Origin of the sequence: Enterobacter sp. DNB-S2 (assembly GCF_019443845.1) — a bacterium.
Lineage (GTDB): Bacteria > Pseudomonadota > Gammaproteobacteria > Enterobacterales > Enterobacteriaceae > Enterobacter > Enterobacter asburiae_B.
This window is the reverse complement of the sequence record NZ_CP050520.1, coordinates 1,147,313-1,160,696: the sequence shown is the minus strand read 5'-3', so window position 1 is coordinate 1,160,696 and position 13,384 is coordinate 1,147,313. Positions and strand designations below refer to the sequence as shown.

At 55.0% G+C, this 13,384-nt stretch carries 12 protein-coding genes; 8 read left to right on the top strand and 4 right to left on the bottom strand.

Annotated elements, in window-relative coordinates; genetic code table 11:
- Positions 1 to 154 precede the first annotated feature (154 nt).
- On the top strand, positions 155 to 796 hold the full coding sequence (msrA, locus tag HB664_RS05550; protein ID WP_029741954.1) for a peptide-methionine (S)-S-oxide reductase MsrA: 642 nt from the start codon (positions 155 to 157) through the stop codon (positions 794 to 796).
- Between the two features lie 254 nt (positions 797 to 1,050).
- The gene (locus tag HB664_RS05545; protein ID WP_032662457.1) at positions 1,051 to 2,388 is read left to right on the top strand and encodes a hemolysin family protein; all 1,338 of its coding nucleotides are present in this window, start codon (positions 1,051 to 1,053) and stop codon (positions 2,386 to 2,388) included.
- A 72-nt stretch (positions 2,389 to 2,460) separates the two neighbouring features.
- Here HB664_RS05545 and HB664_RS05540 read toward each other — a convergent pair whose 3' ends face one another.
- Complete coding sequence (locus HB664_RS05540; RefSeq protein ID WP_008501430.1) at positions 2,461 to 2,667, bottom strand: DUF1107 domain-containing protein; 207 nt, start codon at positions 2,665 to 2,667, stop codon at positions 2,461 to 2,463.
- A 324-nt stretch (positions 2,668 to 2,991) separates the two neighbouring features.
- Here HB664_RS05540 and HB664_RS05535 point away from each other — a divergent pair, with 324 nt between their 5' ends.
- Positions 2,992 to 3,549 carry a YtfJ family protein gene (locus HB664_RS05535; protein WP_217072100.1) on the top strand — a complete coding sequence of 186 codons (558 nt, stop codon included), beginning with the start codon at positions 2,992 to 2,994 and terminating at the stop codon, positions 3,547 to 3,549.
- On the opposite strand, the gene cysQ is transcribed toward HB664_RS05535, so the two are convergent.
- Positions 3,543 to 4,283, bottom strand: coding sequence for a 3'(2'),5'-bisphosphate nucleotidase CysQ (cysQ, locus tag HB664_RS05530; protein ID WP_023310160.1), 741 nt, complete (start codon positions 4,281 to 4,283; stop codon positions 3,543 to 3,545). The two genes, HB664_RS05535 and cysQ, sit on opposite strands and share 7 nt — an antisense overlap.
- 190 nt (positions 4,284 to 4,473) lie before the next feature.
- Here cysQ and HB664_RS05525 point away from each other — a divergent pair, with 190 nt between their 5' ends.
- Positions 4,474 to 6,417, top strand: coding sequence for a bifunctional 2',3'-cyclic-nucleotide 2'-phosphodiesterase/3'-nucleotidase (locus HB664_RS05525; RefSeq protein WP_219940451.1), 1,944 nt, complete (start codon positions 4,474 to 4,476; stop codon positions 6,415 to 6,417).
- Positions 6,418 to 6,896: 479 nt separating this feature from the next.
- Here the strand turns inward: HB664_RS05525 and HB664_RS05520 are convergent, their stop codons facing one another.
- Positions 6,897 to 7,283: a helix-turn-helix domain-containing protein gene (locus HB664_RS05520; protein ID WP_023331869.1), complete on the bottom strand. Its 387-nt coding sequence runs from the start codon at positions 7,281 to 7,283 to the stop codon at positions 6,897 to 6,899.
- An 84-nt stretch (positions 7,284 to 7,367) separates the two neighbouring features.
- Between HB664_RS05520 and HB664_RS05515 the strand changes: the two genes are divergently transcribed.
- Positions 7,368 to 8,216, top strand: a complete 849-nt coding sequence (locus tag HB664_RS05515) for an SDR family oxidoreductase (protein ID WP_033144480.1) — start codon at positions 7,368 to 7,370, stop codon at positions 8,214 to 8,216.
- Positions 8,217 to 8,301: 85 nt separating this feature from the next.
- On the opposite strand, the gene HB664_RS05510 is transcribed toward HB664_RS05515, so the two are convergent.
- Positions 8,302 to 9,756: a beta-ketoacyl synthase gene (locus HB664_RS05510; RefSeq protein ID WP_258235877.1), complete on the bottom strand. Its 1,455-nt coding sequence runs from the start codon at positions 9,754 to 9,756 to the stop codon at positions 8,302 to 8,304.
- A gap of 620 nt (positions 9,757 to 10,376) precedes the next feature.
- On the opposite strand from HB664_RS05510, the gene HB664_RS05505 reads away from it, so the two are divergent.
- The 3 genes from HB664_RS05505 (at position 10,377) to HB664_RS05495 (ending at position 13,334) form a co-directional block, all read left to right on the top strand.
- Positions 10,377 to 11,420 (top strand): GlxA family transcriptional regulator, encoded by a 1,044-nt coding sequence (locus HB664_RS05505; protein ID WP_258235876.1) that lies wholly within the window; start codon positions 10,377 to 10,379, stop codon positions 11,418 to 11,420.
- A gap of 48 nt (positions 11,421 to 11,468) precedes the next feature.
- Entirely contained in the window at positions 11,469 to 12,293 is an 825-nt protein-coding gene (locus HB664_RS05500; protein ID WP_058840437.1) for an AraC family transcriptional regulator, read from the top strand.
- A 75-nt stretch (positions 12,294 to 12,368) separates the two neighbouring features.
- A complete protein-coding gene (locus tag HB664_RS05495; protein WP_219940449.1) occupies positions 12,369 to 13,334 on the top strand; it encodes a DMT family transporter in 966 nt (321 codons plus the stop codon).
- Positions 13,335 to 13,384: the final 50 nt, after the last annotated feature.

Genomic DNA, 13,384 nt, shown 5'->3' with positions numbered 1-13,384 from the left:
TGTTGGCCAAAAACCCAAATCACGGGTTGAAAACGGGTGTAACACCCAAATATTTCTTATGATTAAATCTAGACTCATTCAGCGCATTTATTGTGTTCAATTAAACGCTTCGTGACAACCTTAACCGAAACATCGCACCCCGGGAGGCCCCATCGTGAGTTTATTCGACAAAAAGCATCTGGTTTCACAAACTGATGCATTACCGGGACGCAACACCCCTATGCCTGTGGCGACCTTACACGCCGTCAATAACCATTCCATGACCAACGTGCCGGAGGGAATGGAAATCGCCCTGTTCGCCATGGGCTGCTTCTGGGGCGTTGAGCGCCTCTTCTGGCAGCTGCCCGGCGTTTACAGCACGGCGGCTGGCTACACGGGCGGCTACACGCCGAATCCTACCTATCGCGAAGTCTGCTCCGGCGAAACCGGGCATGCGGAAGCGGTACGCGTGGTCTATGACCCTGCAGTCATCAGCTACGAGCAACTCCTGCAGGTCTTCTGGGAAAACCACGACCCGGCGCAGGGCATGCGTCAGGGCAACGACCACGGCACACAGTACCGTTCGGCCATTTATCCGCTCACGCCCGAGCAGGATGCCGCCGCGCGCGCCAGCCTTGAGCGTTTCCAGCAGGCCATGCGTGAAGCGGGCGATACGCGCGAGGTGACGACGGAAATCACCACCGCGAAACCGTTCTACTATGCCGAGGACGATCACCAGCAGTATCTGCATAAAAACCCGTACGGCTACTGCGGTATCGGGGGCATCGGCGTCTGCCTGCCGCCACAGCTGGCCTGATTATCGACCCAGCGCCACGCGAGCCGCGTGGCGCTCAAAGAAGCGACAGCGTTGTCTCACAGCTTAACATTCATCCACCAGCCGCCCCCGCCGGCCATCTTCGCCAGATTGTGACCTCTGGCAGATTTACATCTCTTTACGCTATACTACCCGCTGAAATAATCGGCTCAACGCTACGAGCTGATTTTCAATGTGTTTTCACACAAATGGTATCAACTCCCCTTCTGAGGATCTGGCGAGAAGCCGGATAAACTATGTTAAACAGTATTTTAGTAATACTTTGTCTGATTGCCGTCAGCGCGTTTTTCTCGATATCTGAGATCTCGCTGGCCGCGTCCCGTAAAATCAAACTGAAGCTGCTTGCCGATGAAGGCAACATCAATGCTACCCGCATCCTGAAAATGCAGGAAAACCCCGGGATGTTCTTCACCGTGGTGCAGATTGGCCTCAACGCGGTCGCCATTCTCGGCGGTATCGTGGGTGATGCGGCGTTTTCCCCGGCGTTTTATAGTCTGTTTGTTAAGTACATGTCCGTTGAACTGGCCGAACAGCTGAGCTTTATCCTCTCCTTCTCGCTGGTAACCGGCCTGTTCATCCTCTTTGCAGACCTGACCCCGAAACGCATCGGTATGATTGCGCCAGAAGCTGTGGCTTTGCGTATCATCAACCCGATGCGCTTCTGTCTGTACGTGTTTCGTCCGCTGGTGTGGTTCTTCAACGGCCTGGCGAACGTCATTTTCCGCATCTTTAAGCTGCCGATGGTGCGTAAAGACGACATCACCTCTGACGACATTTATGCGGTGGTGGAAGCCGGCGCGCTGGCCGGGGTGCTGCGCAAGCAGGAGCACGAGCTGATTGAGAACGTGTTCGAGCTGGAATCCCGTACCGTGCCGTCTTCCATGACGGGCCGTGAAAACATTATCTGGTTCGATTTGCATGAAGATGAGCAGAGCCTGAAGAACAAAGTAGCGCAGCATCCGCACTCTAAGTTCCTGGTCTGTAATGAAGATATCGACCACATCATCGGTTACGTCGACTCCAAAGACCTGCTGAACCGCGTGCTGGCAAACCAGAGCCTGGCGCTCAACAGCGGCGTGCAGATCCGCAATACCCTGATTGTGCCGGACACCCTGACGCTCTCAGAAGCGCTGGAAAGTTTCAAAACCGCCGGGGAAGACTTCGCGGTTATCATGAACGAATACGCGCTGGTGGTGGGTATTATCACCCTGAACGACGTGATGACCACACTGATGGGCGACCTGGTTGGCCAGGGGCTGGAAGAGCAGATTGTTCAGCGCGACGATAATTCGTGGCTGATTGATGGCGGCACACCGATTGAAGACGTGATGCGCGTGCTGGATATCGACGAGTTCCCGCAGTCCGGCAACTACGAGACCATTGGCGGCTTTATGATGTTTATGCTGCGTAAGATCCCGAAACGTACCGACTCGGTGAAGTTCTCCGGCTACAAGTTTGAAGTGGTGGATATTGATAACTACCGCATCGACCAGCTGCTCGTGACCCGCATCGACAATAAACCGACCGTACTGGTACCGAAGCTGCCGGACGCGGAAGAGAAGGTGTCGGCGTAAAGCGCCAGCCTCTACAAACATCAACGGCTCCCATTGGGAGCCGTTTTTTTTAACTACTGCATAGCACGTTGGTTAAGCCATCTCAGTCTGCAGACGCATAACCTGACGGTTGACTTCGGACATCACAGACAGGTGCTGTTTGTCCTTCACTTTTGGGACAAGGATCTTGCCCTTATCAAACTCAAAAGCGCCAACATCCTTGATATACAACCGTCCACGGAACAGGATCTTCACGTACTTCGCCACCTGAAGCGGGTTGTAGCGTTGGAAAATTTTCATTCTTGTATCTCCTGCGAATCATACGCTCTTGCGGTGCCACAATCGGCCCGACTGTCCTGAGCGCAAATTTTAATGCCCAATGACTATAGACCAGAACTACGGTGTTACCCAGTGTGCATAAGTTTATTTACCGTTTGATTACAATTATTCAGAATAATCTTTGCAAAGCGTGACCGGGCGCAGTATAAGCCGTCGTTTTTTCATGGATATGTGCGTTCGCCCGCAAACTGGCATCGGGATTGCGGGAAAACCCCATTGATCGCACTTATGATTAAAAGCGCAAGACCAAGTGGTCGGATCACCTGCAAACAATAAGGAAACGCCATGACCCTACGTAATATCCTTGCAGCAGCCTGCCTGCTGCTGCCGCTGTGGGCTTCCGCTCACAACATTGAAAAAGGACAACGTGTACCGCCAGTCGGCATTGCTGACCGGGGAGAATTGATTCTCGACAATGATAAGTTTAGCTACAAACCCTGGAATAGCGCGCAGCTCGCGGGCAAAGTGAGAGTTGTACAACATATTGCCGGTCGTACATCCGCAAAAGAGAAAAATGCTACCCTGGTGGAAGCGATCAAGGCCGCAAAATTCCCTCACGACCGCTACCAGACGACCACCATTGTTAACACCGACGACGCCATTCCGGGCTCCGGGATGTTTGTGCGCTCAAGCCTTGAGAGCAATAAAAAGCTCTACCCGTGGTCGCAGTTTATCGTCGACAGCAACGGCGTAACCCGTAAGGCCTGGCAGCTGGAAGAAGAAAGCTCCGCGATTATCGTGCTGGATAAAGAGGGCCGCGTACAGTGGGCGAAAGACGGCGCGTTAACCCTGGAAGAGGTGCAGCAGGTTGTCGACCTGCTGCATAAGCTGCTGGCTCAGTAAATAGAGACGCGGAAGCCGGGGTTGAGGAAGGATTCGCGCGGGGTATAGTCAAGCGGCTTGCCCTGCCAGTCATGAACATGCGCCCCGGCGGCCGCGGCAACGGCATGACCTGCCGCGGTATCCCAGACGTTGGTTGGCCCAAAGCGAGGGTAGAGCTGCGCATGGCCTTCCGCCACCAGGCAGAATTTCAGCGATGAGCCAATCGAGGTGGTCTGGTGTTCACCCAGCTGCTGCAGGTACTCCTGCAGCTCGCTGTCGCTGTGCGAGCGGCTAATCACCACCAGCGGTGGACGCGCATCGCGCACCTGGATCTGCTTGCGCACGCCGCACTCTTCCTTCCACGCCTTCCCTTCTGCAGCGCTGTACATCACCTTCATCACCGGCGCGTAGACCACGCCCAGCACCGCTTTGCCCTTCTCAATCAGGGCGATATTGACGGTGAATTCACCGTTGCGCTTGATGAACTCTTTTGTCCCGTCCAGCGGATCGACCAGCCAGTAACGCTGCCAGTGCTGGCGCTCGTCCCAGCTTTGCGGCGCTTCTTCTGACAGAACGGGGATATCCGGCGTTAAAGCCTGTAATCCTTTCAGGATCACCTTATGCGCCGCGATATCCGCCGCCGTGACCGGAGAGTCGTCGGCTTTGCTGACCACCTCCATAGGTTTACTGCCGTCATACACCTGCATGATGGCATCTCCCGCATCCCGTGCGAGCTGACAAATTTTATCTAGCATTTTCCACCTCTTTGTTAACGCAGTGAGGTTAACTCTTTGTTTTAGTTATATCGTAATGTGAACAATTCCGCTATCTGTGAAGCAATTCCGGTTTCAGGTGACTTTTTTCTGTCAGGATTCACATTTCTGTAAGCAACAAGCTATAGATACATACTCTTTTGTGCTCTGCATCGAAAAAAGGACTCCTCTGATGATTAAGTTTAGTGCAACGCTTCTGGCGACGCTGATTGCAGCAAGCGTACAGGCGGCGACGGTAGATCTGCGTATTCTGGAAACGACCGATCTGCACAGCAACATGATGGACTTCGATTACTACAAAGATACCCCGACGGAAAAATTCGGTCTGGTACGCACGGCAAGCCTGATCGATGCGGCGCGTGGCGAAGTGAAAAACAGCGTGCTGGTCGACAATGGCGATCTCATTCAGGGCAGTCCGCTCGGGGATTACATGGCGACCAGGGGGGTGAAAAAAGGCGAGATCCATCCTGTTTATAAAGCGATGAACACCCTGGACTATACCGTCGGCAACCTCGGCAACCACGAATTCAACTACGGTCTAAAATACCTGCATGACGCCCTGGCCGGTGCGAAATTCCCGTACGTTAACGCCAATATCATCGACGTTAAGACGCAAAAGCCGCTCTTTACCCCTTACCTGATTAAAGAGACAAACGTCGTCGACCAGGACGGTAAAAAACAGACGCTGAAAATCGGCTATATCGGTTTTGTGCCGCCGCAGATCATGACGTGGGATAAGGCCAACCTCGACGGCAAAGTGACCGTTAACGACATCACCGAAACCGCGCGGAAATACGTGCCGGAAATGCGCGAAAAAGGCGCCGATCTGGTGGTCGTTGTCGCCCACTCGGGTCTCTCCGCCGATCCGTATCAGGCCATGGCAGAAAACTCCGTTTACTATCTGAGTGAAGTCCCGGGCGTCGACGCGATCCTGTTCGGCCACGCCCACGCGGTCTTCCCGGGCAAAGATTTCGCCAGCATAAAAGGAGCGGACATTGAGAAAGGGACGCTCAACGGCGTGCCTTCGGTGATGCCGGGCATGTGGGGCGACCATCTTGGCGTGGTGGATCTGGTGCTGAATAACGACGGCGGCAGCTGGAAGGTGACGCAGTCAAAAGCCGAAGCGCGCCCGATTTACGACGCTGCGGCTAAAAAATCTCTGGCGGCGGAAGATAAAAAACTGGTCGACGTGCTGAAGCACGATCACGACGCCACGCGCGAATTCGTCAGCAAGCCGATCGGCAAATCCGCCGATAACATGTACAGCTTCCTGGCGCTAGTGCAGGACGACCCGACCGTTCAGGTCGTCAACATGGCGCAGAAAGCCTATGCGGAACACTTTGTGCAGGGCGATCCGGATCTGGCAAAACTGCCGGTCCTGTCAGCGGCTGCGCCATTCAAGGTTGGCGGGCGTAAGAACGACCCGGCAAGCTATGTTGAAGTCGAAAAGGGCCAGCTGACCTTCCGTAACGCCGCCGATCTCTATCTCTACCCGAACACGCTGGTGGTGGTAAAAGCGACGGGCCAGGAGGTGAAAGAGTGGCTGGAGTGCTCTGCCGGACAGTTTAACCAGATTGACCCGCACAGCAGTAAGCCGCAGTCGCTGATTAACTGGGACGGCTTCCGTACCTATAACTTCGACGTGATCGACGGCGTGAACTACCAGATTGACGTCACCCAGCCGGCGAAATATGACGGCGAGTGTCAGGCGATCAACCCGCAGGCGGAGCGCATCAAAAACCTGACCTTCAACGGCAAGGCGATCGACCCGAATGCCACCTTCCTGGTGGTGACTAATAACTACCGCGCCTACGGCGGTAAGTTTGCCGGTACGGGAGATAGCCACATCGCCTTTGCCTCGCCGGACGAGAACCGCTCGGTGCTGGCGGCGTGGATCAGCGCGGAGTCGAAGAAGGCGGGCGAAATTAATCCGGCGGTGGACAACAACTGGCGCCTCGCGCCGATCCACAGCGATACGAAACTGGATATCCGCATAGAAACGTCGCCGTCCGATAAGGCAGCCGCGTTTATCAAGGATAATGCCCAGTATCCGATGAAGAAGGTCGCAACGGATGATATCGGGTTCGCGATTTATCAGGTGGATTTGAGCAAGTAAAAACAAAACGGCAACATACGTTGCCGTTTTTCGTGTTTGTTCCCTCTCCCTACGGGAGAGGGGGCCTCAGTAATTTTCCAACTCGAAGCGATGAATATTTCTTCAGAAAAATTAATGAATTGCAGCGATGCCCTGGTCCGGCTGTAAATCGCCGAAGCGTTTCCGCAAGGCCGGGGCGAGGCGCAAGGATGCGCCGAGAGGGCGTGGCCTGCAGGGATGCAGGCTCATGCCCGACCCGATAGCCTGAAAGAATAAGCTGAGGGCACCGCGAAGCGGCGATTTACCGCCGGGAGCCCGGGTCGCCAGGGCGGCGGCGATTGAGCCGCCCTGGCACGTTCACAGGCCATGTCGTTACAGAGAAGCAAGGAACATAAAGTGAACGGAATGACCACCAGAGTTATATGTTCCCCCCTCACCCCAGCCCTCTCCCTCAAGGGAGAGGGGGTCGCCCACGCAGGCATTAGGTCAGGGTGAAGACATCAGGCCGCACGATCGTCCCGATTCGCCATCACCTTCGGCGTATTCACCTCAATCCAGTCCGCCAGCGCGGCGACTTTCTCGCTGACCTCAATCCCCATCGGCGTCAGGCTATACTCTACGTGCGGCGGCACCACCGGATACGACACGCGATCGACAAACCCGTCCTGCTCCAGCGCCTGGAGTGACTGGGACAGCATCTTTTCGCTCACCCCGCCCATTTTACGGCGCAGATCGCTAAAGCGATGCGTTCCCTGGCGCAGGGCCAGCAGAATCAGGACACCCCAGCGGCTGGTCACATGTTTGAGCACCTCGCGTGAAGGGCACTGTTCCGCGAAAAGATTGCCATCGCGCATTTGTTCGCTGAGCGTCGGTATCGTTGTTTTCATACTTACCTTTTTGTACGTACTTACTAAAAGTTAGCTATGGTGCTAGTGTGCCACAACACCAGACAAACACGAAGGAGATTCATCATGATCGCGATTACCGGTGCTACCGGCCAGCTTGGCCATCTCGTTATCGAACAGCTGTTGAAAACCGTACCGGCCAGCCAGATTGTGGCCATCGTACGTAACCCGGCGAAAGCGCAGGCCTTAAGCCAGCAGGGAATTGTCGTTCGCCAGGCGGACTACACGGATGAAGCCGCATTCACCGCCGCGCTGAGCGGCGTGGATAAGCTGCTGCTGATCTCTTCCAGCGAAGTCGGCCAGCGCGCGACCCAGCACCAGAACGTGATTAACGCCGCCAAAACGGCAGGCGTGAAATTTATCGCCTACACCAGCCTGCTGCATGCGGACAACTCACCGCTGGGTCTGCATGTTGAACATGTTGCCACTGAAAAAGCGCTGGCGGCGTCCGGCATCCCTTATGCCCTGCTGCGCAATGGCTGGTATACCGAAAACTACCTGGCGAGCGCGCCGCCTGCGCTGGAACACGGCGTGTTTATTGGTGCGGCAGGCGAAGGCAAAATTGCCTCTGCCACCCGCGCCGACTATGCCGCGGCAGCCGCCAAAGTGATTGCTGAAGAGGGCCACGCGGGCAAGGTCTACGAACTGGCGGGCGACCACGGCTGGACGCTGAGCGAACTGGCGGCTGAACTCAGCAAACAGAGCGGGAAGCCGGTAACCTATCAGAATCTCAGTGAAGCGGATTTTGCCGCCGCCCTGAAAAGCGTCGGCCTGCCTGCAGGGCTGGCAGATATGCTGGCGGACTCGGATGTGGGTGCGTCCAAAGGGGGACTCTTTGACGATAGCCATACGCTGAGCAAACTGATCGGGCGCGCAACGACGCCGCTGGCGCAGAGTATTAAAGCCATTCTTTAACAGTGTCACCGTTCTTTCCTGCGGCCGGGTGATTTCCCTTACCCGGCCCGCTCATATTTATTAATAATAAAAACAGATATAACGATTAAAAGTCCGGGTATTCTTTATCCGTCGCGTACGTTATCGGTTTTTCAAATCCGGGAATGGTGATGCCATTCATATCAATCTTAATATCTTCCTCATTTATCCCCTGCTGGCCGAACAGATAAATGACATTCAGTTCCCCCTGTGACGCCGCCTGGTCGTAGGCGTTAGCCTGACGTCGCACCTGGCGGTTACGCTGCTGATAATCCGCAAACACCGTTTCCCCATAGCGTTTGCGCAACCATTGATGGGTAAGCTTTGGCGAGTAAACCACCCCCGTGGCATTATTACCGCCAAAGCCTTTTGAATTAATAAAGGCGATTTGTCCCTGACCTTCCTCTAATTTGCAGTCCTGAAGAGGAATGGTTAAGCGCGCGTTGTTCACCTGCGGTGCGATGTGGGACACGCTTTTAATTCCCGGCAAAATACCATAGCGGAAGACGCCGAGGCAGCCGATCAGCTGGTCGCCGCTGGCTGGGCCCAGGGAGTGACCGAGGTACGATTTCACCGCCGTCACCGGCCAGTCGCGAATCGAAAAAGCTTGCGCAACGCGGTCAAAAATATCGGCCTCGGAGACGCAATTCTTCGGCGTGCTTGAGCCGTGCGCCTGAATAAACGATCCCTTCTGCACCGTCTCTATCCCGGCCATCGATACCGCAGAGGCTACGGCTTTCGCCATGGTGATGTAGTTCCCCGGCCCCGGTGACGCAATAGAGCGTTTAAAGCCGTCAGCGTTGATGAAGACATTCCCCACCGAACCGTGGATCTCTGCGCCAAGCTGCAGCGCCAGCTCGTCGTCCATTAGCACGACATACTGGCTGGATTCTGCGATAACAAAACCGCAGCTGTTACCAAACGGGCGGCTGCTGTTGCGCCAGTCGGCCGTTTCCGTTTCATCAGTGTGCTTAAGCTTGCTCTCCGTTGCCAGGGCGCCCATGGCATCGAATCCTTCAATCACTTCTGAGGTGACCGGCGCTTCGGCGCTGCCAACGACGGCTACGCGAATGCGCCCCGCTTTGATATCCTCAACTGCCGCATTCAGGTTATACAGAAACGTGGCGCACGCCCCCAGCATGGCGCTGGTATGACCGACGCTACCCAGCACATACGCATTGAGGAAATCGGCGCACATGCTGTTCAGGCCCAGCGGGCATTGTTTGGCGCTGACGCGATGGCCTTTCAGGCGCGACTGCAGCATTCCGCCAAAGCCATAATCGTCGAGCTGCCCCATGATATTGCCCGAATAGACGCCGAGCTGATCCGGCGTGATTTTGGCCTGTACCTCTCGCCACGGGATCCCCAGCGCGTTGATGGCGTCTGACGCTCCGACAATCGCCATTTGTAACGCCCGCGGATGGAACTGCGAATTGTAATGGTCGCCCGGACGGAATCCCTGCGGCAACAGCCCTGCAGCCTGAACCTCCGTGCGCAGCAACGCCTCAATTTTACAGTCCATCTCTCCCTGGACGGTAATACGGACGCGCCGCTCCGCTAATTCTTCAACGTGCCATCCCGCCGGTAAGGGTTGAGGTAATTGCCTGGCAGATATATTAAAACTGAATCCCTCTTCGCCTGAAGCCATATTCAATTTTGCATGGCTGGCAATAGCATCGACATCAAAATAGTCGCGCGTAATTTTTCTGATAAGGGTTCCCTCAAGCGCCTCGTCTTTTATCCTCGCGGCGGCCTGAGCAGGTGTAAATCTTTTACCGGAAATATCGCAATATCCACCTTCATCATATTTAAGTACGCCCATCAGGATGGCTAACGATAATAACGTATCCTGCCGTTCCTCTTCCGATAATGACTCAATAATCATTCGACGAAATGCATGATGTGAAGAACTACGACCAGCTGGACCATAGCCGCCAAAAGCCGTTATTACGGGTAATTTCACCATAATTTATCCTCTCGTGGTCGTAGATTTATTTTATTAAGCAAGTGCGATAATTTCAGATATTAGTTTACAAATTACCAACAAAAGCTAATATGAAAATCCAGCCAAAATGCTGACTTTTTTGGCCTGGACAACGATGAGCCACCAAAAATAATAGTCAAAACAGGTATTAATCAAAAATGACAAATACACAAATAGGATTTGTGTTATGTGAACGCATGCTAAGTTCCGGTCTCAGTCTTCCGATTGAAATGTGGAAAGCGGCAGCCAGTAGCTATTTAGCTGAGCAAAAAACAACATCCCACGCAGGCACGCACAAACCGGAGAAGTCACCCTTCAGGCTCTGTCGCCCGGAGAATATTCTGAAGGTGAATACCATTGGCATAAACAGCGAGCCCATTCTGACGCACAGTGGTTTTAGCATTACCGCCGATACCACCCTTGCCGCAGACAGGCACTATGACGTGATCTATCTTCCTGCCCTGTGGCGCAACCCTCGCGCGGTGGTCAGACAAGAGCCTGAACTTCTGGAATGGCTGACCGAGCAGGCCGCGCGAGGAACCCGCATCGCCGCCGTCGGAACGGGCTGCTGTTTTCTGGCGGAGTCGGGATTGCTCAACGGAAAGCCTGCCACCACCCACTGGCACTACTTCAAACAATTCTCGCGCGACTACCCCAGCGTAAAATTACAGACAAAGCATTTTCTCACTCAGGCCGATAATATTTTCTGCGCCGCAAGCGTTAAGGCCCTGTCCGATCTGACGATCCATTTTATAGAAACGATATACGGGAAACGTGTAGCCACACATACTCAACGGACATTTTTCCATGAAATTCGTAGCCAGTTTGAACGTCAGTGTTACAGTGAAGAAAACAAACCCCATCCGGATGAAGATATTGTTCAAATTCAAATCTGGATAAAAGCCAACTGCGCCTCGGATATATCCATGCAGAATCTTGCAGATATGGCTGGCATGAGTTTGCGCAACTTTAATCGCCGCTTTAAAAATGCCACCGACATGTCCCCACTGCAGTATCTATTAACCGCCAGAATTGAATCCGCCATGACAATGCTGCAATCCACCAATCTGTGTATTCAGGAGATTGCAAATGCGGTTGGATATCAGGATATTGCGCACTTTAATCGCCAGTTTAAGCATAAAACAACGGTTTCACCGGGGGATTACCGTAAGACCGTCCGGGCAAAGATGTTTAGTGCATAAATTCCGGTCATCTCTGATAATGAAAAGATGACCACGAGGAGGCTCAACGTGCAAGGCGTACCGGAACAGTTTAATGATGAAAGAGACAGCGCGCGCTTTCGCCATCTGGCGCAGCTGCCGGGCCTGGAGCTTTATCACGCGCATATTTCTGACTACGCCTTTGAGCCGCACACCCATGAAGCCTTCGGGATCGGCACGATTGAAACCGGCGCCGAACGCTTTCGCTATCGCGGTACACAGCATCTCGCGGCGGAAAAATCCGTCGTCACCATGAACCCGGACGAGATCCATACCGGCGAATCCGCCACCGAAGGCGGCTGGCGCTACCGGATGGTCTATATCGAACCCGATCTGCTGGAAGAGGTGACCGGCCTCCGGCACTGGTGGTTTAGCGATGTCACGCGTCATGACCCGCTGCGCTCGCAGCAAATCGGCAGGCTGATTTACGGATTGTGGCATACGGACGATCCGCTTGCGCAAAAAGGATTACTGCTGGATCTGATTGAGACCTTCCGGCCGCTGGCCCATCACGCGCCGGTGATTCAGGAAGGCGCGCACCGCTTCGAACGCGTGCGCGAGTACCTGCACGACAACTACATGCACGCCCTGACGCTGGACGAGCTGGCCAGCGTCGTTTCGCTGAGCCCGTATCATTTCCAGCGCCAGTTCAAAGCCCATTTTCACGTTACGCCGCACCAGATGCTGATGGCCATTCGCCTCTGGCGCGCTAAAGCGTTCCTCACCCACGGCATGCCCGCCGCCGAAGTAGCAGCCGCGACCGGGCTGACCGACCAGTCCCATTTAACCCGCGCGTTTACCCGCCGCTACGGCATTACGCCCGTGCGCTACCAGAAGCAGGTCACCCGGCGCTAATGCGCAATCTCATACAATACGCGCGCATTTTCCCCTCCTACACTGCATGCAGCGTAAATACCTGTGGATGGAAAAATGATTAGTGGAGTGTTGTATGCCCTGCTGGCCGGGATGATGTGGGGGCTTATTTTTGTCGGCCCGCTGATCGTGCCCGAGTATCCGGCAATACTGCAGTCGACCGGACGTTATCTGGCGCTCGGGCTGATTGCCCTGCCCCTGGCGTGGCTGGGACGCGCGCGCTTGCGTCAGCTCAGCCATCAGGACTGGGGCACCGCGCTGGCGCTGACCATGATGGGCAATCTTATCTACTACGTTTGCCTTGCGAGTGCCATTCAGCGTACCGGTGCGCCGGTATCTACCATGATTATCGGCACGCTGCCGGTCGTCATTCCCGTCTTTGCTAACCTGCTCTACAGCCACCGCGATGGCAAACTGGCGTGGTCAAAAATGGCGCCGGCGCTGGTATGCACCGCCATGGGGCTGGTATGCGTCAATATTGCCGAGCTGCGTCACGGGCAGGCGGATGTTGACCTGTGGCGTTACGGCTCTGGCATTGTGCTGGCGTTCATTTCCGTGGCGTGCTGGGCATGGTATGCCCTGCGCAACGCGCGCTGGCTGCGGGAGAACCCTGACAAGCATCCGATGATGTGGGCGACGGCGCAGGCGCTGGTTACGCTGCCCGTCTCGCTGGTGGGCTATGCCGGCGCGTGCATCTGGTTAGGCCATCAACAGCCAGACTTCGCCCAACCCTTCGGGCCAAGACCCTGGGTTTTTATCGGCCTGATGGTTGCGATTGCGGTGCTGTGCTCATGGGTGGGCGCGCTGTGCTGGAACATTGCCAGCCAGAAGCTGCCGACGGTGATTTTAGGGCCGCTGATTGTCTTCGAAACCCTGGCCGGACTGCTTTATACCTTCCTGATGCGCCAGAGCTTACCGCCGTTATTCACGGCCTGCGGGATCGCGCTGCTGGTGGTGGGAGTGGTGATGGCGGTAAGAGCGAAGCCGGAAAAACCGAGGGTCATTCCGGCTTCGGAGATGTGAGCATTGCCCAGCGGCGCTGCGCTTGCAGGGCCTACAAAATCGTAGGCCCG

What these genes read in the sequence shown, in the direction of transcription:
- HB664_RS05545 (WP_032662457.1), top strand. Translation starts at nt 1,051, where the DNA reads ATGTTAAACAGTATTTTAGTAATACTTTGTCTGATTGCCGTCAGCGCG.
- HB664_RS05540 (WP_008501430.1), bottom strand. Translation starts at nt 2,667, where the DNA reads ATGAAAATTTTCCAACGCTACAACCCGCTTCAGGTGGCGAAGTACGTG.
- HB664_RS05535 (WP_217072100.1), top strand. Translation starts at nt 2,992, where the DNA reads ATGACCCTACGTAATATCCTTGCAGCAGCCTGCCTGCTGCTGCCGCTG.
- cysQ (WP_023310160.1), bottom strand. Translation starts at nt 4,283, where the DNA reads ATGCTAGATAAAATTTGTCAGCTCGCACGGGATGCGGGAGATGCCATC.
- HB664_RS05525 (WP_219940451.1), top strand. Translation starts at nt 4,474, where the DNA reads ATGATTAAGTTTAGTGCAACGCTTCTGGCGACGCTGATTGCAGCAAGC.
- HB664_RS05520 (WP_023331869.1), bottom strand. Translation starts at nt 7,283, where the DNA reads ATGAAAACAACGATACCGACGCTCAGCGAACAAATGCGCGATGGCAAT.
- HB664_RS05515 (WP_033144480.1), top strand. Translation starts at nt 7,368, where the DNA reads ATGATCGCGATTACCGGTGCTACCGGCCAGCTTGGCCATCTCGTTATC.
- HB664_RS05510 (WP_258235877.1), bottom strand. Translation starts at nt 9,756, where the DNA reads ATGGACTGTAAAATTGAGGCGTTGCTGCGCACGGAGGTTCAGGCTGCA.
- HB664_RS05505 (WP_258235876.1), top strand. Translation starts at nt 10,377, where the DNA reads ATGACAAATACACAAATAGGATTTGTGTTATGTGAACGCATGCTAAGT.
- HB664_RS05495 (WP_219940449.1), top strand. Translation starts at nt 12,369, where the DNA reads ATGATTAGTGGAGTGTTGTATGCCCTGCTGGCCGGGATGATGTGGGGG.